Source organism: Oceanicella sp. (assembly GCF_056449545.1).
In genome coordinates this window covers 1-19,618 of the sequence record NZ_JBWOMN010000098.1, presented here as the reverse complement: position 1 = coordinate 19,618, position 19,618 = coordinate 1, and the positions used below count along the sequence as shown (strand labels likewise).

Sequence of the window (19,618 nt, the reverse complement as noted above, 5' to 3'; positions counted from 1 at the left end):
CCAAATTTCGGGAATTTTGGGGGGGGCCGCGCCCCGCCGGGGGGGGGGCGCCCGGTCCCTGGGGCGGGGGGGGCCCTTAACGGGGGGGCGGCCCCGGGGGGGGCCCGGCCCCCGCGCGGGCTATTCGGCCGCCGCGTCCTCGGCGGGCGCGGTGGCGGCGGCCAGCTTCTCGGCCTTCTCGGCGGCGCGCTCCACGGCCTTCTTGCCCGGCTCGCCCTTCTTGAGGTTCTTGCGCTCGGTCTTTTCCACGGCGCCGGCGGCTTCGAGGAAGCGGGCGATGCGATCGGTGGGCTTCGCGCCCTTGCCGATCCATTCCATGATCTTTTCCACGTCCATCTTCACGCGGTCCTCGGAATCCTTGGGCAGCAGCGGGTTGTAGGTGCCGAGGCGTTCGAGGTAGCGCCCGTCGCGGGCATAGCGGCTGTCGGCGGCGACGATGCGGTAGAAGGGGCGTTTCTTGGAACCGCCGCGGGCGAGTCTGATCTTGATGGCCATGGTGTTTCTCCTGTGTGTTCGTCGAGGTCCGGGGGCGCGCCCCAAAAACCTATTTCTGGAATTTCCGGTGGTGGCGGATGACTTCCTGGATGATGAAATTCAGGAAGGCCCGCGCGAATTCGGGGTCGAGATGGGCGTCCTCGGCCAGTTTCTGAAGCCGCGCGATCTGCCTTGCCTCGCGCGCCGGGTCCGAGGGCGGCAGGTCGTGTTCGGCCTTCAGCCGGCCCACGGCCTGCGTGCAGCGGAACCGTTCGGCCAGGGCGTGCACGAGGATGGCGTCGAGATTGTCGATGGAATGGCGCAGATCGCCGAGCAACGCCTGCGCGGCGTCGGCGTCGGCGTCGCGCCCGGGATTGTCGGGATTGTCGGGTTTGTCGGGGGCCCTGGTCATTTCTTCTTGCCAAAGCCGCTGAGGCCCGGGGGCAGCGCCGGGCCGCCAAGCCCGGGCAACCCGCCGCCGGGCATCGCCGCCGGGGGGGGCGACTGCGCCATGCCGGGCATGCCGCCGGGGGGCATGCCGCCGCCGCCGCCAAACAGCGCGCCGAGCCCGCCGCGCATCATGCCCTTCTTGCCCATCTTTCCCATTTTCTTCATCATGTCCGACATCTGCCGGTGCATCTTCAGAAGCTTGTTGAGGTCGGACACCTGCATCCCCGCGCCCTTGGCCACGCGCTTCTTGCGGCTGGCCTGCATGATCTGGGGGTTGCGGCGTTCCTTCTTGGTCATCGACTGGATCAGGGCAATCTGGCGCTTGATCACCTTGTCGTCCATGCCCGCGGCGTCGATCTGCTTTTGCATCTTGCCCATGCCGGGCATCATTTTCATCAACCCGCCCATGCCGCCCATCTTCTGCATCTGTTCGAGCTGGCCCTTCAGGTCGTTCATGTCGAAGCGACCCTTCTGGAACCGCTTCATCTGGCGTTCGGCCTCTTCGAGCTCGATGGTCTCCTGGGCCTTCTCCACCAGCGAGACGATGTCGCCCATGCCGAGGATCCGCCCGGCGACGCGCTCGGGGTGGAATTCCTCCAGCGCGTCCATCTGTTCGCCAAGGCCGACGAACTTGATCGGCTTGCCGGTGACCGCGCGCATGGACAGGGCGGCGCCGCCGCGCCCGTCGCCGTCCATGCGGGTGAGCACCACGCCCGAGACGCCGACCCGGGCGTCGAATTCCGAGGCCACGTTGACCGCGTCCTGCCCGGTCAGCCCGTCGACCACCAGCAAGGTCTCGTGCGGCGTCACCGCGTCGCGCACCGCCTCGACCTCGGCCATCAGCGCGTCGTCCACATGCAGGCGCCCGGCGGTGTCGAGCATGTAGACGTCATAGCCGCCGAGGCTCGCCTGCTGCCTGGCGCGGCGCGCGATCTGCACCGGGGTCTCGCCGCGCACGATGGGCAGCACGTCGACGCCGATCTGCATGCCGAGCACGCCGAGCTGCTCCATCGCCGCCGGGCGACTGGTGTCCAGCGAGGCCATGAGCACCTTCTTGCGGTCCCTTTCGGACAGGCGCTTGGCGATCTTGGCGGTGGTGGTGGTCTTGCCCGACCCTTGCAGGCCGACCATCATGATCGGCGCCGGCGGGCTGTCGATGCGCAGGCGGCCAATGTCCTCGCCGTCGCCGGCAAGCATGTCGATCATCGCGTCATGGACGATCTTCACCACCTGCTGGCCCGGGGTCACCGATTTGGTCACCGCCTGCCCGGTCGCCTGTTCCTGCACGCGGGCGATGAAATCGCGGGCCACGGGCAGCGACACGTCGGCTTCAAGCAGCGCCACGCGAACCTCGCGCAGCGCGGTCTTGACGTCGGCCTCGGACAGCGCGCCCTGCCGCGTGAGCTTGTCGAGGACGCCGGAGAGGCGGTCTGAGAGGCTCTCGAACATGGGCGGCCCTCCTTGCGGCGCGGCGGTTGCAAACACGAAGCGCTCCGGCGGGCGCAACGCGCTGACCGGAGGCGATCCCCGCACGCGGGCGGGGACCGGAAGCGTCGGGCTTCCGGGGATCGGCGATCAGATACGCAGCCGCGCGGGCAATGTCAATGCGGATCGGGGCGGATCGGGGCGGATCGGGGCGGATCGGGGCGAGGCGTTTGGCCGTTGACACTTGCGCGGGCGGGCGCGATTCCACATGTCAATGTCAGCGGCGCCACCGCGTCGCCTCCGCGAAAGGACAAGAAAATGCGATTCGCCAGACAGTTCGCCGGCCTGTTCGCGCTTGGCGCGCTCGCCGCCTGCGCCGCCGCGCCGGCGCCGGTGGAGGTGACCGAGCGGGTTCAGACCTCCGCCATCGTGCAGAGCGTGGACATGAAGACGCGCCAGGTGCTGCTGCGCGGCGATGACGGGTCGCTGGAGGTGCTCGTCGCCGGACCCGAGGTGAAGAACCTCGCGCAACTGGTCCCCGGCGACCGGGTGGTGGCGACCTACCAGCAGAGCGTCGCGGCGCAGATGGCCCCGGCCGGCGCCAGCGAGACCACCGAGGCCGTGTCGGTCGCGGTCGCCGCCGCCGAAGGCGACAAGCCCGGCGTGGTGGCCGGCGAGGAGATGCGCAGCATCGTCACCATCATCGGCTATGACGCGGCGAGCAAGCTGGTCCGCTTCGCCACGCCCGACGGCGCCGAAAACAGCGTGGTCGTGAAAAAACCCGAATTGCAGGCCTTCGCCGCCAGCCTGAAGCCGGGCGACAAGGTTGAACTGGCGATCGCCACCGCCGTCGCCATCGGCGTCGAACGGGTGGCCGACTGAAAACTGGCGACTGGCGACTGACGACTGGCGACTGAAAACCGGACGGCGGCGCGGCCTCAGGCCGTCGCCGCCAGTTCGCCGATCGCCTTGGGCGCCAGCATCACGTCATCGCGGGTGCAATCGAACTGGCCGACCTGCATGCGGATCACGTATCGGCCCTCATGGCTGGCCTGCGTGAGGTAGATGCGCCCGTCATCGTTGATCCGCGCCAGCAGCGCCGCCGTGGCCTTGTCCGCGTCGCGGCCCTCGGGCGCGAACTGGAAGGTGAACAGCGAGAAATTGCACGGCGTGACGATGCGGAACCCCGGCAGGGCGGCGATGGCGGCCTCGGCTTCGCGCGCCCAGGCGATGTGGTTGCGGATGCGGGTTCGCAGGCCGTCGAGCCCGTAGGCGCGCAGCAGGAACCACAGCTTCAGCGCCCGGAACCGGCGGCCCAGCGGCACGGTCCATTCGTTGAAATTGGTGATTTCCTCCTGCCCGGCGGTTTCCAGATAGGCCGGGCGCAGCCCCATGGTGCGGATCTGCGGGGCCGGGTCGGCGAGAAACTGCACCGAACAGTCGAACTGCGCGCCCAGCCATTTATGGGGGTTGAAGACGATGGAATCGGCCCCCTCGACGCCCCGCCAATGCCTGCGCTGTTCGGGACAGATCATCGCCGATCCGGCCCAGGCGGCGTCCACATGGGTGTAAAGCCCTTCCTCGCGGGCGACGGCGATGATTTCGGCGGGCCGGTCCGAGGCGCCGATGGTGGTGCCGCCGACGATGATCACCACGCCGGCGGGGGTCATCCCGGCCGCCCGGTCGGCGCGGATCGCTTCGCGCAGGGCGTCCGCGCGCATGGCGAAGGTTTCGTCGGTCGGAATCTTCACCAGATTGTCCTGGCCGATCCCCGACAGCCGCGCCGCCTTGTCCACCGAGGAATGGTTCTGGTCGGAGGCGTAGATCCTGAGCCTCGGGCCGCCGGCGAGCCCCCTGGTCAGGCCCTCCCAGCCCAGGGCGCGTTCGCGCATGGTCAGCACCGCGCAGAGCGTGGCGGTGGTGGCGCTGGAATGGATCGTGCCCGAAAACCCCTCGGGCAGGCCCAGCGCCTGACGCAGCCAGTCCACCATGCGGATTTCGATTTCCGTGGCGGCGGGGGAGGTCTGCCAGAGCATGGCTTGCGCGGCCAGCGCGGCGGTGAGGTTTTCGGCGATCATCGAGGCCGGCGCGGCGTTGCCGGGGAAATAGGCGAAGAAGCGCGGGTGCTGCCAATGGGTCATGGCGTCGGGCACGATGCGCTCGAAATCCGCGAAGATGGCTTCCATGGGTTCGGCGGCGTCGGGGGGCGCCGCGGGCAGCATGGCGGCGACCTCGCCGGGCTTGACGCGGGCGCGCACCGGGCGGTCGCGCAGACCGGCGAGGTAGGCGGCGGACCATGCGGCGGCGCGGCGCGCCCAGGGCAGGTAGTCGTCGATGTTCATGGCGGAGCTTCCAACGGGAACGGTGGGGCGCAGTGTGGCGAGCGCCGGCGCCCGGGGCAAGCCGCGGTTGTCTGGCGGGGCGGGCGGCGCAGGCGCCGGGCGGCCCCGGATCAGGTCCGGAGGGCGCGGGCGGGCGCGGGCGGGCGCTTGGCGGGCGCTGGCGGGCGCGGGCGGCGTCCCGGCGATGTGGGGCGCGGACGGCGCCGGGCAGCCGGGGGCGGCGCCCCGGAAGAAAACTTCAGCGCGGCGAGCGCTTGGCCAGAATCCGCTGCAGCGTGCGCCGGTGCATGTTCAGCCGCCGCGCGGTCTCGGACACGTTGCGGTCGCACAATTCGAAAACCCGCTGGATATGCTCCCAGCGCACCCGGTCGGCGGACATGGGGTTTTCGGGGGGCGGGGGCTTGTCCTCGCCCGCCGCCAGCAGCGCCGCCTCGACCTCATCGGCGTTGGCGGGCTTGGACAGGTAGTCGGTGGCCCCGATCTTCACCGCCGCGACCGCGGTGGCGATGGCGCCGTAGCCGGTGAGCACCACGACGCGGCTTTCGGGGCGGGTCTCGCGCAGGGCCTCGACCACGTCGAGCCCGTTGCCGTCCTCCAGCCGCAGGTCGATGATGGCGTAGGCGGGGGCGGCGCGGCGCACCATGGCCAGGCCCTCGGCGACGCTCTCGGCCATTTGCGGCTCGAAGCCGCGGCGCTCCATGGCGCGGGCCAGCCGGCGGCGGAAAGGTTCGTCATCGTCCAGCACCAGCAACGACCGGTCCGGCCCGATGTCGCGAAGATCCCGCTCCGTCATGTCAATTCCCCTATGCGTCGCACGCGAGTGCCGGACTTTTAGGGAAATCGGCGCTGGTGTCAAACCGAACCCATGCGCCGCGCAACAATCGGTCCGCGCGGCGGCGCGCGGCTTAAGGATCGCAAAGCCGCGCCGGGCGCGGCGGCGTTCAGAGCCGGTCGGCGAAGCACTGCACGGAATCGGCCATCTGGGTCGGCGTGACGTCGCGCCCGTAGACGTCGAGCAGCACCGAGCCGGGGGCCATCAGATAGGCGAAGGTGGAGTGATCCATCAGGTAGTCCTGATCGTCGTCCCCGGCCTTGGCGGCGTAGACCCGATAGGCCTTGGTCACGGCGTCGATCGCGGCCTGCGATCCGGTGAGCCCGATCATGCGCGGATGCAGGGCGCCGACGAATTCGGCCATGGTCTCGGGGGTGTCGCGGCCCGGGTCGATGGAGATGAACACCGGGCGCAGCGCGATGCCGCGCTCGTCGAGGATCTCCACCGCCTCGGCGTTGCGCGCCGCGTCCACGGGGCAGACGTCGGGGCAGTAGGTGTAGCCGAAATAGACCAGCGAAAGGCGGTCGATGACGTCCTTGTCGGTGACCGGCGCGCCGGTCTGGTCGATCAGGCTGAACGGCCCGCCGATGACGCTGGCGCCGGACACCGAGGTCGACCGGCAATCGGCGAAACGGTCGTCCCCGGCGCCGCCCGGAAACAGGCCGGGAAAGGCGAACCAGGCGCCGACGCCAAGCCCGATGGCGGCGGCGGCGACAGCGGCGAGAACGGGGGTGCGGGCCATGAGCGGAATCCTTTGGCGTAAGCGGTCGCGATGGATCGCGATTGACCGTCCGCCCGGCGCGAGGCCCGGGCGCGGCGGCGAGTCCCTGCGGATCATATGGCGGTCGCGGGGGGCGGGGCCAGCCGCTGCGACGCCGGGACGCGGGGCGCGGGCGGCGGTGAGCCGGCGCGAACCCGGGCGCGGACGCGAACTCGGGCGCGGCGCCCCCCACCCTGCGCCGGCGCTTTCGCCGCCGCCCGCGCGATGCTATGCCGGGGGCGCCCGCCCGCCGCGGGCGCCGATGCACAGGAGCCGCGCCCCGCGCCATGCCCGAGACCCCGCCAAGCCTGCTGTCCCTGAGCGCTGCGCGCGGCGACTGGGTGCGGCTGCGCACGCTGATCTCGCTGCGCTGGCTGGCGGTGACGGGGCAGGCGATCACCGTGCTGGTCGCCGAACTGGCGCTGGGCTTCGACCTGCCCATCGGGGCCTGCTTCGGCGTCATCGCCGCATCGGTCTGCGTCAACATCGTCGCCCAGATCATCTATCCCGAGAACAAGCGCCTGTCCGAACGCGACACGGCGCTGTTCCTGCTGTTCGATCTGGCGCAGCTCGGGGCGCTGCTGTTTTTCACCGGCGGACTGACCAACCCCTTCGCGGTGTTCCTGCTGGCGCCGGTGATCATCTCGGCCACCGCGCTCACCCTGCGCTCGGCGATGATGCTGGGGGGCTTCGCGGCGGTCGAACTGACGCTGCTGGCCTGGCTGCACCTGCCGCTGACCCTGCCGGGCGGGGCCGTGCACGCGCCGACGCCGCTGATCATGGTCGGCAACTGGGTGGCGCTGCTGATCGCGCTGGCGTTTCTCGCGGGCTATGCGCGCCGGGTCACGGCGGAGAATTTCAACATGTCGCTGGCGCTGAGCGCCGCGCAGGAGGCGCTGTCGCGCGAACAGCGCCTGACCGCCATCGGCGGGCTGGCGGCGGCGGCGGCGCATGAGCTGGGCACGCCGCTGGCGACCATCATGCTGGCCTCGGGCGAACTGGCCGACGAGATCGGCGATGACCCGGATCTGGCCGAGGACGTGGACCTGATCCGCAAGCAGGCGGAGCGCTGCCGTGAAATCCTGCGCGACCTGGCGCGCGGCGGCAAGGATGACAGCCAGGTCAAGACCGCGCCGATCTCGGCCATTGTCGAGGAGGCGGCGGAGCCCCATCGCGACCGGGGCAAGCGCATCGTGCTGCGGCTGCGCGGCTCGCCGCTGGCGGCGGCGGACCTGGCGGCGCAGCCGGTGGTGCTGCGCAAGCCGGAACTGGTGCACGGGCTGCGCAACCTGGTGCAGAACGCGGTGGATTTCGCCGAGGCGGTGGTCTGGGTGGATCTGGACTGGACCGATCGCGACCTGCGCATCGCCGTCGGCGACGACGGGCCGGGCTATCGCGCCAACCTGCTGGGGCGGCTGGGCGATCCCTATGTCCGCGGCCGCGCCCGCCGCCCGGGCGCGAAGCCGCCGCCGAAAGGCCCGGGCGACGCGGGCGGCGGCGACGGGCGCGCCGGCTACGAGGGCATGGGGCTGGGCCTGTTCATCGCCAAGACCCTGCTGGAGCGCACCGGCGCGCGCATCGAATTCGCCAACGGCGCGGATGCGGACGCGCGCGCGCAGGCCCGGCGCGGGGCGCGCGCCGCCGGGACCGGGGTGGACTTCGCCCGGCCCAGCGGCGCCATCGTCGCCGCGGTCTGGCCGCGCGACGCGCTCGACCCGCCCGAGGGCCTGCGCCGCGGCAAGCTCGACGCAAATCGTTCGTTCAGCTTAAGCAACATTTAACCTATGTTCACTTTCCTGTAAGTTGCATCAATCGGATGCGCGCCGGCCTGAGGCCGCGCCTGCGGGGCGGCCGCCCGGCGGCGATGGGGCGGCGATGGGCGGCGATGGGGGCCTGGCGCGCGCGACGCCTGAAAGGAAGTGCGAAATGGCAGTGGCCGATCTGGCTGCGCAGGCGTCGGGCGACGCCTCCGCGCTCGAACAGTTCACAGGCTGGATCTCCGACTGGGCGCCCGACCTGGCCCCGGACTGGGCGCCCGGCTGGTTCGCCGGTCCGCTGAACCGGATCACGGCCGACATGACCGCGCTTGACGCGGCGCTGGCGCTGGCGGCGGCGGCGCTGGGCGCCGGGCTGGCGTATCTGATGATCCGCGCGGTGGCGGACGGTTTCGGCGCCGGCGCGACGACGACGCCCCCCGGGGCGGCGGCGTTCCGGCTGGAGGGCGATCAGGCCTTCCCCGAAAACCGCGCCGCCCGCCGCCTGCTGGGCGGCGCCGGCCCCGCGCCCTGCGCCCGGATTCTGGCGCGCTTCGCCGAAGGGGATCTCGAACACGCCCGCAGCCCCGCCGCCGCCTTCGCGGCGCTCGAGGAGGGCGGCGCCAGCTTCAACATGCTGATCGAGGATCGCGACGGCGTGCTGTGGGAGGCCGTCGGCGCCCCCGAGAACGGCATGGCGCGGGTGACGCTTGGCAAGGCGGGGCGGGCGCGGCGCGACCTGGCCCGCGCCGGGGCGCGAATCGCGGCGCTGAAGGCGGAGCGCGACCGGCTGCGCGCCACGCTCGACGCGATCCCAGCCATGGCCTGGCGGCGCGACGCCGACGGGCGGCTGACCTGGGCGAACCTGCCGTATCTGGCGCTCACCGGCACCACCGCCGCCGATCCGCATCCGCGCGAACTGCAACGTGGCGACGCGCCCGGCGACCCCGGGCGCAATGGCGATCGCGGTCCTGGTCGCGGCGACGATCGGGGCGCGATGCGCGACGCCGCCTCGGGCAAGGCGCAGCCGCCCGGCGTCAGCGAACTCACCGACGGGCGCCACAGTTTCTTCGACGCCAACACCGGGCAGCGGCGCTGGTTCGACCTGCGCGCCATGCAGGATGGCGACGGGGTCATCGGATTCGCGGTGGACGCCGCCCCGGTGGTCGAGGCCGAGGCCTCGCTGCGCCGCTTCGTGGAGACCCTCACCGGCACCTTCGCGCATCTGCGCATCGGGCTGGCGATTTTCGACAACGAACGGCGACTCGGCCTGTTCAACCCGGCCTTCGGCGAACTGATGAAGCTCGACCCGGCCTGGCTGGCCTCGCGCCCGGCGCTGGGCGACGTGCTGACCCGGCTGCGCGAAAGCCGGATGCTGCCCGATCAGGCGGATTTCGCCGCCTGGCGGCGCGAACTCATGAGCCTGTTCGACGACCCCGCCGCCGCCGATTACGCCGATGTGTGGAGCCTGCCCGGCGAACGCTCGATCAGGGTGATCGCCCGCCCGCATCCGCAAGGCGCGCTGGCCTTCCTGTTCGAGGACGTGTCGGAAATCGCCCGGCTGGAGCGGCGCTATCTCACCGAGGTGCAGATGCGCCGCGCCACCATGGACCGGCTCGACGAGGCCGTCGCCGCCTTCGGGCCCAACGGTCAGGCGCAATTCGCCAACCCGGCCTTCGCGCGGGTCTGGGGGTTCCGTCCCGGCGAGGACGGCGCGCCCAACCGGCTGACCGAGGCGCTGGCGCGGTTCCGCGCCCTGTCGCTGCCCCAGCCCGCCGACTCCGATCCCTGGACGCGGCTGGAGGATTTCATGATCCGCGAGGATCGGCGCACCGCCTTCACGCAGCAGGTCAACCTGAGCGACGGGCGCAGCCTGCAGGCGCGCTTCGCGCCGCTGCCCGACGGCTCGATCCTGACCGCCTTCACCGACATCACCGCCGCCGAGCGCGTCGCCGCCGCCCTGCGCGAACGCAACGACGCGCTGGAGGCGGCGGACGAGATCCGCACCCGCCTCATCACCCAGCTCAGCGAACATCTGCGTCGGCCCATGAGCGCCATCATCGGCTTCAGCCGCATGCTGGGCGCGCGCGGCGGCGGCGAGGACGCGCTGAGCGCCCGCCAGCTGTCCTATGTCAACGGCATCGTCAAAAGCGCCGGGGAAATCAGCGATGCGATGCTGGGCGCGGCGGACATCGCCTCGGACCCCACCGCGGCGCTGGAGCTGGAATCAGGGCCGCAGACGCCGCCGACCTCGCTGGCGGCGGTGCTGGAGCGCGTCGGCGAGGCGGCGGCCGAGCGCGACGTGATCCTGACGCTTCAGTGCAACGACCGCGAGGCGGCGGCGGCGGTGGGCGGCGGGGTGCGCACGCGGCGCATCCTGTTCAGCCTGCTCACCGACGCGGTGCAGCATTGCCCGCGCGGCGGGCTGGTGCTGACCGGCTGCGCGCGGCGCGGCGAATCGCTGGAGATCTGGGTGACGCAGCCGGGCGATCCGGTCTCGGCGCAGGGCCTGCGCCGCGGCATCGCCCACGAACTCGCCCGCCGCCTGGCCGAGCGGCGCAACGGCGACATCGACATCGTCGCGGAAACCGTCGGCGAAGACGAGGACCCGGCCTCGGGCGACCGGCGCGGGCGGCGGATGCGGGTTGTCTGTTCGCTGCCGCACTGGGCCGTCGGCGCCGCCCCCGAGACCGACGCCGCGCGCATCAGCCTCGCCGCCCCCGAACGCCGCGCCTGACCGGGGCGCCGCCTGGGGCCGCGATGGGGGCGCGGGGGCGCGTCGCGTCACGCCCGCGCGCGCGCCGATGACGGGTCATAGAACGGCCGCAGGCTGGCCTCGGCCCTGACGCGGGTTCCGGCGACCTCGATGTCGTAGCTCGAGGCCAGAAGGTCCGCGGCGCTCTCGCCCCTGCACGGCACGTAGCCGAGCCCGACGGCGGCGCCGAGCGTGTGGCCATAGGCGCCCGAACTCACATGGCCCACGAACTCGCCGTCGCGCAGCAGCGCCTCGGCGTGGTGGAGCATCGGCTCCGGGTCGCGCAGGCGAAACTGCACCAGCCGCGTGCGCAGGCCTTCGTCCCTGCGGGCCAGAACGGCGTCGCGGCCGATGAAATCCGGCTTGTTGGTTTTCACCGCGAAGCCGAGCCCGGCTTCCAGCACGTGATCCTCGCTGGTGATGTCGTGGCCGAGATGGCGATAGCCTTTCTCCATGCGGCACGACTCCATCATGTGCAGCCCGCAGAGTTTCATGTTCTGCGCGCGCCCGGCCTCGCGCAGGGTCTCATAGGCGTGGGCGGCCTGATCGGCGGAGACGTAGATCTCCCAGCCCAGCTCGCCCACATAGGTGACGCGATGGGCGCGGGCGAGGCCGAGCCCCAGCTCGATGTCGCGGGCCCAGCCGAAGGGGTGGTTTTCGTTCGACCAGTCATGGGGCGAGGCTTTGGCAAGCACCGCGCGCGCGTTCGGGCCCATGACGCAGATCACCGCCTCGCCGGCGGTCACGTCGGTGAACACCACGTTGGCGTCGCCGCGATGCCGGTTCAGCCAGGCCATGTCGCGAACCGCCGAAGTGGAGGGCGTGACGATCAGGTAGACGGTTTCGGACAGCCTTGTGACGGTGACGTCGGATTCGATCCCCGCCTGATCGTTGAGGACCTGGGTGTAGACGATGCGCCCCGCGGGGACCGACATGTCGCCGCCGCAGATGCGGTTGAGGAAGGTTTCGGCGTCGCGCCCCTCCACCCTGATCTTGCCGAATGACGACATGTCGTAAAGGCCGACATTGCTGCGAATCGCTTCGTGTTCCGCGCGGGCGTTGTCGAACCAGTTCTGGCGGCCCCAGCCATATTCGTATTCGCGGGGCTGGCCGTCGCGGGCGAACCAGTTGGCGCGTTCCCAGCCCGCCGTCTCGCCGAACACCGCGCCCTCGGCCTTCAGGTGTTCGTGCAGGGGCGAGCGGCGCAGCCCCCGCGCGGTGGCCTTCTGGCGGAACGGATAATGGTCGGCGTAGAGCAGCCCCAGCGTTTCCTTCGAGCGTTCGAACAGGTAGCGCCGGTTGCCCTGAAACGGCTGCATGCGGCGCAGGTCCACGTCGCTGAGATCGAAGGGCGGGCGGCCGTGCTCCATCCAGTGCGCCAGCGCCATGCCGGCGCCGCCGGCGGACTGGATGCCCACCGAATTGAACCCGGCGGCGGTGAAGAAACCGCGCAGGTTCGGGGCCTCGCCCAGGTGATAGGCGTCGTCGGGGGTGAAGCTTTCGGGGCCGTTGAAGAAGGTGTGGATCCCGGCCTCGGCCAGCAGCGGCATGCGGTTCACGGCTTTTTCGAGGATCGGCTCGAAATGCTCGAAATCCTCGGGCAGCTGGTCGAATTCGAAATTTTCGGGGATGCCGTCCATGCCCCAGGGCTTGGCGACGGGCTCGAACGCCCCGAGCAGGATTTTCCCGGCGTCCTCCTTGTAATAGGCGCATTCGTCGGGCACCCGCAGCACCGGCAACTGGCCCAGATCGGGGATCGCGTCGGTGACGACGTAAAAATGTTCGCAGGCGTGCAGCGGCACGTTCACCCCGGCCATGCGGCCCAGTTCATGGGCCCACATGCCGGCGCAATTGACCACGAAATCGGCCTTGATGGTCCCGGTTTCGCCGTCCGGGGCGCGCCAGTTCACGCCGGTGACGCGGCCGTCGGCGCGGTTCACCGCCTCGACCTTCACGTTCTCGAAGATCAGCGCGCCGCGCTGGCGGGCGCCCTTGGCCATGGACAGCGCCACGTTGGACGGGTCGGCCTGGCCGTCATCGGGCAGGTGGACGGCGGCGACGACGTTCTCCATGTTCAGATGCGGATAGCGGGTCTTCACCTCGGCAGGAGAAATCTCCTCGATCGCGACGCCAAAGGCGCGGGCCATGGAGGCCTGGCGCAGGATTTCCTGCTTTCGGTCCTCGGTGAGCGCCACGGTGATCGATCCCGTGCGGCGGATGCCGGTGGCGACCCCGGTCTCGGCCTCCAGCCCTTCGTACAATTCCCGCGTGTAGCGCGCCAGCCGGGTCATGTTGGACGAGGCGCGCAGCTGTCCGATCAGCCCGGCGGCGTGCCAGGTCGTGCCGGAGGTGAGCTTGCGCCGTTCCAGCAGCGTCACGTCGCTCCAGCCCTGTTTCGTCAGGTGATAGGCGACCGAGCAGCCGGCGACGCCGCCGCCGATGATGACGGCGCGGGTCTTGGCGGGAATGGGTTTCATCGCGGCTCTCTTGGACCTGGCGCATGGACCTGGCGAATGGGCCCGGCGCAGTGATCGGGGCCGGCCCCGCAACGCGGGACCGGCCGGGACAAAACAGGCTGGGCGAGATCAGCCCTGCGCGTCGAGGCTGGCGCGGAATTTTTCCAGAATCTCGTCGATTTGCGACTCGGTTGCGACGAATTGCGGGGCGAGGATCGCGCAATCGCCGGTGAACTTCACATGCAGCCCGCCGAAGAACATCGCCTTTTGCAGCGCGCCGCCGCGCTGACCCGGCGCGGCGCCGGCATGGATCTCGACCCCGGCCATCAGCCCGGCGACGCGGATGTCGCGCACCAGCGGATGGTCTTTCAGCGCCATGACCCCGGCCTGGAAATGCGGGATCAGGTCGCGGGCGCGATCGAACAGGCCCTCGTTTTCAAAGATGTCCATGGCGGCGAGCCCGGCGGCGCAGGCGGCGGGGTGGCCGGAATAGGTGTAGCCGTGGAACAGCTCGATGGCGCCTTGCGGGGCGGCGTTGGTCACCGTGTCGTGGATTTCGTCGCGCACGGCCACCGCGCCCATGGGGATCGAGCCGTTGGTGAGCGCCTTGGCCATGGTCATGATGTCGGGCGTCACGCCGTAATGCTGGGCCCCGAAATTGGACCCGAGGCGGCCGAACCCGCAGATCACCTCGTCAAACGCCAGCAGGATGCCGTGGGCGTCGCAGATCTCGCGCAGGCGTTCGAGATAGCCGACCGGCGGGGGCAGCACGCCGGTCGATCCCGCCACCGGTTCGACGAACACCGCGGCGATCGAGGACCCGCCCCAGGTGTCGCAGATGCGCTGCAGGTCGTTGGCGAGGTCGACGCCGTGGCCGGGACGGCCGTCGGCGATGAACAGGTCATCCGAATCCCAGGTGTGGCGCAGCATGACCACGTTGGGGATCACCGCCTGGAAGGTCTCGCGGTTCTTGACCAGGCCCGACAGCGACACGCCGCCGATATTGACCCCGTGATAGGCGCGTTCGCGGCTGACGAAGCGGGTGCGGGTCTGGCCGCGCGCGGCGTGGTAGGCCATGGCGATCTTCATGGCGGTGTCCACGGCCTCGGAGCCCGAATTGACGAAGAACACCCGGTTGATCCCTTCGGGGGCGAGCCGCGCGACGCGCTCGGCCAGCGCGAAGCTGCCGGGATGGCCGAGCCCGAAAGCCGCCACATAGGTGCTGGTCTGCATCTGGGCGTGCACCGCCTCGACGATCTTGGGGTGGCAATGCCCGGCGGGCGAACAGAAAAGCCCGCTGGAGCCGTCGATGATCCGGCGGCCGTGCTGGTCGGTGAGATAGACGCCCTCGGCGGCGACGATCATCCGGGGCTCGGCCTTGAAGCCGCGATTGTCGGTGAAGGGCATCCAGTGTTGTTCAAGCGAATTGCTGCGGTGGTCGAAGGGCATTGGGCGCCTCCTTGTCGGGATGTTTGATCGGGTTCGGCGGTTCGCGAGGATGGTGGGGCCGCGCCGCCCGCGCGGCTATGGCCACGCTGGGCTTTGCATGGAGCCACGCGCCCCGCCGCGGCCGTCGCGCCAATGGCGGATCGGGATCCGCCCTACGACCGGTGGCCGGCGCCGGGGTTTTCGGGCCGCGTCGCCAGCACGGCATGGGCGATTTCGCCCTCTTCGTCGGCCGGGATGACCCAGTGATTGTCCCGGCCGATCCCGCTCCATCGCAGATTTTCAAGGATGCGCGCGCGCACCGGCGCGGCGTTCTCGCCGACGCCGCCGGTGAACACCAGCCCGTCCACGCCGCGCATGGCGGCGATCATCGACCCGGCGTGGCGGCTCGCCCAGTGGCAGTAGTGGCTGACCGCGAAGGCGGCCTCGGGGGATGGTGATTCGAGCAGGGTCTTCATGTCCCCCGAACCGCCAAGCGCCAGCAGCCCGCTTTGCCGGTTGAGCAGGGCGTCCAGCGCCGCAGGGGTCATGCCCTCGTGCAGCAGATGCAGGATCAGGCCGGGATCCATGGCCCCGGCGCGGGTCGCCATCACCAGCCCGTCCATGGGCGAGAATCCCATGGTGGTGGCCACCCCGCGCCCGTCGCGCACCGCCGCCATGGAGGCCCCGGCCCCCAGGTGGCAGATCAGCAGCCGGCGGGGCAGGGGGCGGCCGACAAGCGCGGCGAAGCGGCGAACGGTCGAGGCGTAGGACAGCCCGTGGAACCCGTAGCGGCGCAGCCCGGCGGCGCGCAGATCGGCGGGGATCGGGAATGTCGTCGCCACGGGCGGGTTGTCGGCGTGAAAGGCGGTGTCGAAACAGGCGATCTGCGGCGCGCCGGGCCACAGCCGCGCCGCCATGTCGATGACCCGCAGCGCCGGCGGGTTGTGCAGCGGCGCGAATTCGGCGGCGCGTTCGATCACCGCGCGGGTCGCGGCGTCGATCACGCGCGGCGCGCGCATGTCGAGCCCGTGCACCACGCGGTGCCCCACGGCCAGCGGCGCGGGGGCGAGGCGTTCGCGGGCGCGGATGTCGGCCAGCGGCGCGTCCAGCGCCGCCGGGTCCAGGCGGTTCACGTCGATCCCGGCGAGCGTGCGCGCGGCGCGCGGCGCGCCCTGCGGATCAAACGCCGCGAGCTTCAGCGACGAGGATCCCGCGTTCAGCGTCAGGATCCAGTCCTTTGCATCGGGCGGGGGGGTGGATCCTGTCATCGCGTCTCCCGGCGTTGCTTCAAGCGGGCGCCGGGGCGGAAACCCCGCCCCGGCGCTGCATAGGAAAGGATTCAGGCGCCTTTCTGCGGGCGCATGTCGGCGGCGTCGATCCCGGCCACCGCCACCGGGGCCTTCATGGCGTCGCGGCGGAAAGGCTCGCCGAGTTCCTGATTGATGATCGCCTCGATGAAGGTGGTGACGCCGTCCTTCTGGTCCTCGAGCGCGGTTTTCAGCGCCGCGGTGAGCCCCTCCATGGAGGTCGCCTGCACGCCCTTGAGCCCGCAGGCGTCGGCGATCGCCGCATAGCTGAAATCGCAGTTCAGCTCGGTGCCGATGAAGTTGTTGTCATACCACAGCGTGGTGTTGCGTTTTTCCGCGCCCCATTGGTAGTTGCGGAACACCACCATGGTGATCGCCGGCCAGTCCGCGCGTCCGATGGCGGTCATCTCGTTCATGGAGATGCCGAAGGCGCCGTCGCCCGCGAAACCCACCACCGGGGCGTCGGGGCAGCCGATCTTGGCGCCGACGATCGCCGGCAGTCCGTAGCCGCAGGGGCCGAACAGCCCGGGGGAGAGGTATTTGCGCCCGGCCTCGAAGCTCGGATAGGCGTTGCCGATGGCGCAGTTGTTGCCGATGTCGCTGGAGATGATGGCCTCCTTGGGCAGCGCCGCCTGAATCGCGCGCCACGCCTTGCGCGGCGACAGGCGTTCGGGATGCGCGGCGCGGGCGTCGCGGTTCCAGTGGGTGCCGGGGTCGTCGTCTTCGTGGTCCATCGAGGACAGGGCCTGCAGCCACGCAGATTTGGTCTGGTGGATCAGCGCCTTGCGGGCTTCGCGCCCGGCGTCGCCGGCGGTCGCGGACAGCTGGTCGAGAATGCCCGCCGCAACCTTCCCGGCGTCGCCGCAGATGCCGACGCTGATGGGTTTGGTCAGCCCGATGCGGTCGGCGTTGATGTCCACCTGGATGATCTTCGCGGTCGCCGGCCAGTAATCGATGCCGTAGCCGGGCAGGGTGGAGAACGGGTTCAGCCGGGTGCCCAGCGCCAGCACCACGTCGGCGCGCGCGATCAGTTCCATCGCCGCCTTGGAGCCGTTGTAGCCCAGCGGCCCGCAGGCCAGCGGGTGGCTGCCGGGAAAGCTGTCATTGTGCTGATAGCCCGAGCACACCGGCGCATCCAGCCGTTCGGCCAGCGCCGCGCATTCGGGGATGGCGGCCCCGATCACCACGCCGGCGCCCGACAGGATCACCGGGAATTGCGCCTCCGACAGCAGGCGCGCGGCCTCGGCCACCGCGTCGGCCCCGCCCGCGGGGCGTTCCAGCGCCACGATGCGCGGCAGCTCGATGTCGATGACCTGGGTCCAGAAATCGCGCGGCACGTTGATCTGCGCCGGGGCCGAGCCGGCCTGCGCCTTGCCGATCACCCGGTTGAGCACCTCGGCCATGCGCGAGGCGTCGCGCACCTCCTCCTGATAGCAGACCATGTCGCGAAACAGCGCCATCTGCTCGACCTCCTGAAAGCCGCCCTGACCGATGGTCTTGTTGGCGGCCTGGGGGGTGACCAGCAGCATGGGCGTGTGGTTCCAGTAGGCGGTCTTGACGGGGGTGACGAAATTGGTGATGCCGGGGCCGTTCTGGGCGATCGCCATGGCCATCTTGCCCGAGGCGCGGGTGAAGCCGTCGCACATCATGCCGCCGTTGCATTCATGGGCCACGTCCCAGAATCGGATCCCGGCGGCGCCGAACAGGTCGGAAATCGGCATGAAAGCCGATCCGATGATGCCGAATGCATGTTCGATTCCATGCATCTGCAGCACTTTCACGAAGGCTTCTTCGGTGGTCATCTTCATGGCTTTGGTCCTTCTTCGTCGCGCGCGGCGGGATCGCGGCGGACTCGCTGTTCGCCCGGTCGCCGCGCTGGCGGGCGCGGGCCGGCGGTCTCCGCCACAGATGGCGCGAGGCGGCGGCGGAACTATAGGGCCAGATGCGCGGCGATGTAACGCCAGCGCGCAGGCGCCCCGATCGGCCGCCGCGCCCCGCTTGAAAGCCGCGCGCGGTCCTGCGCATCATGCGGGTCGGCGCGCGCCGCCGCCGCATCGAATCCGGATCATGGCCAGAATCTTCGAATCCCACGTGTTTCTGTCGGACGACGCCTCGAAAAGCCTGCAGATGCGGCTGCGCGAGGCGATCTCGGCGGCGATCTGGCGCGGTCGCTTCGCGCCCGGCGACCGGCTGCCCGCGACGCGCCGGCTGGCGGCGCATCTCAACATCGCGCGCATCACCGTCAGCCTCGCCTACGAGGATCTCGCCGCCGACGGCTATCTGGAGGCCAGTGCGCGCAGCGGGTTTTTCGTGGCCCGCGACGCGCCGCGCATGCAGCGGCCCCCCGCGCCCCCCGCGCCGGAGGACGAGATCGACTGGCCGGCGCGCCTTGGCGGCGAGATCCGCGGCATCGGCGGGCCGGCGAAACCGGCCAACTGGCGCGACTACGCCTATCCCTTCATCTTCGGGCAGGCGGATCTGGACCGCTTTCCGCTTGACGAATGGCGGGCCTGCGCGCGTCAGGCGCTGGGCAAGCAGTCCTTCGGGGCCATTTCCGGGGATTTCGGCGAGGCCGACGACCCCATGCTGGTGGAGCAGATCCTGCGGCGCTCCATGCCCGGGCGCTCCATCGAGGCGCGCCCCGACGAGGTGCTGGTGACCCTCGGGGTGCAGCATTCGCTGTGGCTGATCTGCCAGATGCTGTTCGCCCGCCGCCCGGCGCTGGTGGCGGTGGAGGAGCCGGGCTATCCCGAGATCCGCCGGATCCTCGAATGTCTGGGCGTGGCGCAGGCCCCCGTGCCGGTGGATCGCGACGGGGTGATCGTCGAGCGCATCCCCGCGGGCGCCGACGCGGTGTTCGTCACCCCCAGCCATCAGGCCCCCACCGGCGCCACCATGTCCATGGCCCGGCGCAAGGCGCTGCTGGAACTGGCCGAGGCGCGGGATTTGGTGATCTTCGAGGATGATTACGATTTCGAGATGAGCTACCTGCGCCCCCATTCCCCGGCGCTGAAATCGCTGGATCGGCGCGGGCGGGTGATCTATCTGGGCAGCTTTTCCAAATCGCTGTTTCCCGGGCTGCGGCTGGGCTATCTGAGCGCCCCGGCGGCGTTCGTGCGCCAGGCGCGGGCGCTGCGTTCGCTGATCGCGCGCCACCCGCCGGGGCTGACCCAGCGCGCCACCGCGCATTTTCTGGCGCTGGGGCATTACAACGCCCATGCGCGCAACCTGCGCGCCCGCATGGCGCGGCGTCGGGCGCTGCTGCTGGAAACGCTGGGCGCGCGCGGGATCGCCGCCCTGCCGGGCAATGATTTCGGCGGCGGTTCGATCTGGGTGGAGGGCCCGGCGGAACTGCGCGCGACGGCGCTGGCGCAGGCGCTGAAGGCCAGGGGCGTGCTGATCGAGCCGGGGCGGCCGTTCTTCGCCGCCGCCGATGCGCCGGACCGTTTCTTCAGGTTGGGGTTCTCGTCGATGCCGGCCTCGAAGATCCCGGCGGGGGCGGGGCTGGTGGTCGATGAACTCGAGACGCAGATCGGCCGCCGCCTGTCCCCGGCGCCCGACGGCGGCGCCGGGGTTCCGACGCGCCGCGAGCGGTAAATCGCCACAGGCAGGCCGGGTCGCGCGCAGGCGGCGGC

The 19,618-nt window shown here is 70.8% G+C and carries 14 protein-coding genes; 4 read left to right on the top strand and 10 right to left on the bottom strand.

Going from position 1 to position 19,618, the window contains the following annotated elements:
- Positions 1–120 precede the first annotated feature (120 nt).
- The 3 genes from rpsP to ffh are packed head-to-tail and all read right to left on the bottom strand — an operon-like array spanning position 121 to position 2,373.
- Positions 121–495 carry a 30S ribosomal protein S16 gene (rpsP, locus tag AC1HC7_RS13650; RefSeq protein ID WP_479496505.1) on the bottom strand — a complete coding sequence of 125 codons (375 nt, stop codon included), beginning with the start codon at positions 493–495 and terminating at the stop codon, positions 121–123.
- Between the two features lie 49 nt (positions 496–544).
- Entirely contained in the window at positions 545–886 is a 342-nt protein-coding gene (locus tag AC1HC7_RS13645; RefSeq protein WP_479499123.1) for a chorismate mutase, read from the bottom strand.
- On the bottom strand, positions 883–2,373 hold the full coding sequence (gene ffh, locus AC1HC7_RS13640) for a signal recognition particle protein (RefSeq protein ID WP_479496503.1): 1,491 nt from the start codon (positions 2,371–2,373) through the stop codon (positions 883–885). The genes AC1HC7_RS13645 and ffh overlap by 4 nt, the downstream gene beginning before the upstream one ends.
- 294 nt (positions 2,374–2,667) lie before the next feature.
- Here ffh and AC1HC7_RS13635 point away from each other — a divergent pair, with 294 nt between their 5' ends.
- Entirely contained in the window at positions 2,668–3,231 is a 564-nt protein-coding gene (locus AC1HC7_RS13635) for a hypothetical protein (RefSeq protein WP_479496502.1), read from the top strand.
- 56 nt (positions 3,232–3,287) lie between these two features.
- On the opposite strand, the gene AC1HC7_RS13630 is transcribed toward AC1HC7_RS13635, so the two are convergent.
- From AC1HC7_RS13630 to AC1HC7_RS13620, 3 genes are all read right to left on the bottom strand, one after another.
- Positions 3,288–4,691: a pyridoxal phosphate-dependent decarboxylase family protein gene (locus AC1HC7_RS13630; protein WP_479496501.1), complete on the bottom strand. Its 1,404-nt coding sequence runs from the start codon at positions 4,689–4,691 to the stop codon at positions 3,288–3,290.
- 238 nt (positions 4,692–4,929) lie between these two features.
- Positions 4,930–5,484, bottom strand: coding sequence for an ActR/PrrA/RegA family redox response regulator transcription factor (locus tag AC1HC7_RS13625; RefSeq protein ID WP_479496500.1), 555 nt, complete (start codon positions 5,482–5,484; stop codon positions 4,930–4,932).
- A 148-nt stretch (positions 5,485–5,632) separates the two neighbouring features.
- Positions 5,633–6,265, bottom strand: coding sequence for an SCO family protein (locus AC1HC7_RS13620; RefSeq protein WP_479496499.1), 633 nt, complete (start codon positions 6,263–6,265; stop codon positions 5,633–5,635).
- Positions 6,266–6,570: 305 nt separating this feature from the next.
- Here AC1HC7_RS13620 and regB point away from each other — a divergent pair, with 305 nt between their 5' ends.
- Both regB and AC1HC7_RS13610 read left to right on the top strand, forming a co-directional pair.
- Entirely contained in the window at positions 6,571–8,064 is a 1,494-nt protein-coding gene (gene regB / locus AC1HC7_RS13615; protein ID WP_479496498.1) for a sensor histidine kinase RegB, read from the top strand.
- A gap of 145 nt (positions 8,065–8,209) precedes the next feature.
- Entirely contained in the window at positions 8,210–10,774 is a 2,565-nt protein-coding gene (locus tag AC1HC7_RS13610) for a sensor histidine kinase (RefSeq protein ID WP_479496497.1), read from the top strand.
- A gap of 47 nt (positions 10,775–10,821) precedes the next feature.
- Here the strand turns inward: AC1HC7_RS13610 and AC1HC7_RS13605 are convergent, their stop codons facing one another.
- The 4 genes from AC1HC7_RS13605 to xsc all read right to left on the bottom strand — a co-directional run bounded on the left by AC1HC7_RS13605 (position 10,822) and on the right by xsc (position 17,791).
- The gene (locus AC1HC7_RS13605; RefSeq protein ID WP_479496496.1) at positions 10,822–13,269 is read right to left on the bottom strand and encodes a GcvT family protein; all 2,448 of its coding nucleotides are present in this window, start codon (positions 13,267–13,269) and stop codon (positions 10,822–10,824) included.
- A 108-nt stretch (positions 13,270–13,377) separates the two neighbouring features.
- Positions 13,378–14,697, bottom strand: coding sequence for an omega-aminotransferase AptA (gene aptA, locus AC1HC7_RS13600; RefSeq protein WP_479496495.1), 1,320 nt, complete (start codon positions 14,695–14,697; stop codon positions 13,378–13,380).
- Between the two features lie 152 nt (positions 14,698–14,849).
- The gene (locus AC1HC7_RS13595) at positions 14,850–15,944 is read right to left on the bottom strand and encodes an acetate/propionate family kinase (RefSeq protein WP_479496494.1); all 1,095 of its coding nucleotides are present in this window, start codon (positions 15,942–15,944) and stop codon (positions 14,850–14,852) included.
- Positions 15,945–16,015: 71 nt separating this feature from the next.
- Entirely contained in the window at positions 16,016–17,791 is a 1,776-nt protein-coding gene (gene xsc, locus AC1HC7_RS13590; protein WP_479496493.1) for a sulfoacetaldehyde acetyltransferase, read from the bottom strand.
- Between the two features lie 259 nt (positions 17,792–18,050).
- Between xsc and pdxR the strand changes: the two genes are divergently transcribed.
- A complete protein-coding gene (pdxR, locus tag AC1HC7_RS13585) occupies positions 18,051–19,580 on the top strand; it encodes a MocR-like pyridoxine biosynthesis transcription factor PdxR (RefSeq protein ID WP_479496492.1) in 1,530 nt (509 codons plus the stop codon).
- The last annotated feature ends 38 nt before the right edge of the window (positions 19,581–19,618 follow it).

Excerpts from the sequence above, each read along its gene's own strand:
- ffh (WP_479496503.1), bottom strand. The coding sequence starts at position 2,373 with ATGTTCGAGAGCCTCTCAGACCGCCTCTCCGGCGTCCTCGACAAGCTC.
- AC1HC7_RS13610 (WP_479496497.1), top strand. The coding sequence starts at position 8,210 with ATGGCAGTGGCCGATCTGGCTGCGCAGGCGTCGGGCGACGCCTCCGCG.
- AC1HC7_RS13635 (WP_479496502.1), top strand. The coding sequence starts at position 2,668 with ATGCGATTCGCCAGACAGTTCGCCGGCCTGTTCGCGCTTGGCGCGCTC.
- AC1HC7_RS13605 (WP_479496496.1), bottom strand. The coding sequence starts at position 13,269 with ATGAAACCCATTCCCGCCAAGACCCGCGCCGTCATCATCGGCGGCGGC.
- regB (WP_479496498.1), top strand. The coding sequence starts at position 6,571 with ATGCCCGAGACCCCGCCAAGCCTGCTGTCCCTGAGCGCTGCGCGCGGC.
- aptA (WP_479496495.1), bottom strand. The coding sequence starts at position 14,697 with ATGCCCTTCGACCACCGCAGCAATTCGCTTGAACAACACTGGATGCCC.
- xsc (WP_479496493.1), bottom strand. The coding sequence starts at position 17,791 with ATGAAGATGACCACCGAAGAAGCCTTCGTGAAAGTGCTGCAGATGCAT.
- rpsP (WP_479496505.1), bottom strand. The coding sequence starts at position 495 with ATGGCCATCAAGATCAGACTCGCCCGCGGCGGTTCCAAGAAACGCCCC.
- AC1HC7_RS13595 (WP_479496494.1), bottom strand. The coding sequence starts at position 15,944 with ATGACAGGATCCACCCCCCCGCCCGATGCAAAGGACTGGATCCTGACG.
- AC1HC7_RS13625 (WP_479496500.1), bottom strand. The coding sequence starts at position 5,484 with ATGACGGAGCGGGATCTTCGCGACATCGGGCCGGACCGGTCGTTGCTG.
- AC1HC7_RS13620 (WP_479496499.1), bottom strand. The coding sequence starts at position 6,265 with ATGGCCCGCACCCCCGTTCTCGCCGCTGTCGCCGCCGCCGCCATCGGG.
- pdxR (WP_479496492.1), top strand. The coding sequence starts at position 18,051 with ATGGCCAGAATCTTCGAATCCCACGTGTTTCTGTCGGACGACGCCTCG.
- AC1HC7_RS13630 (WP_479496501.1), bottom strand. The coding sequence starts at position 4,691 with ATGAACATCGACGACTACCTGCCCTGGGCGCGCCGCGCCGCCGCATGG.
- AC1HC7_RS13645 (WP_479499123.1), bottom strand. The coding sequence starts at position 886 with ATGACCAGGGCCCCCGACAAACCCGACAATCCCGACAATCCCGGGCGC.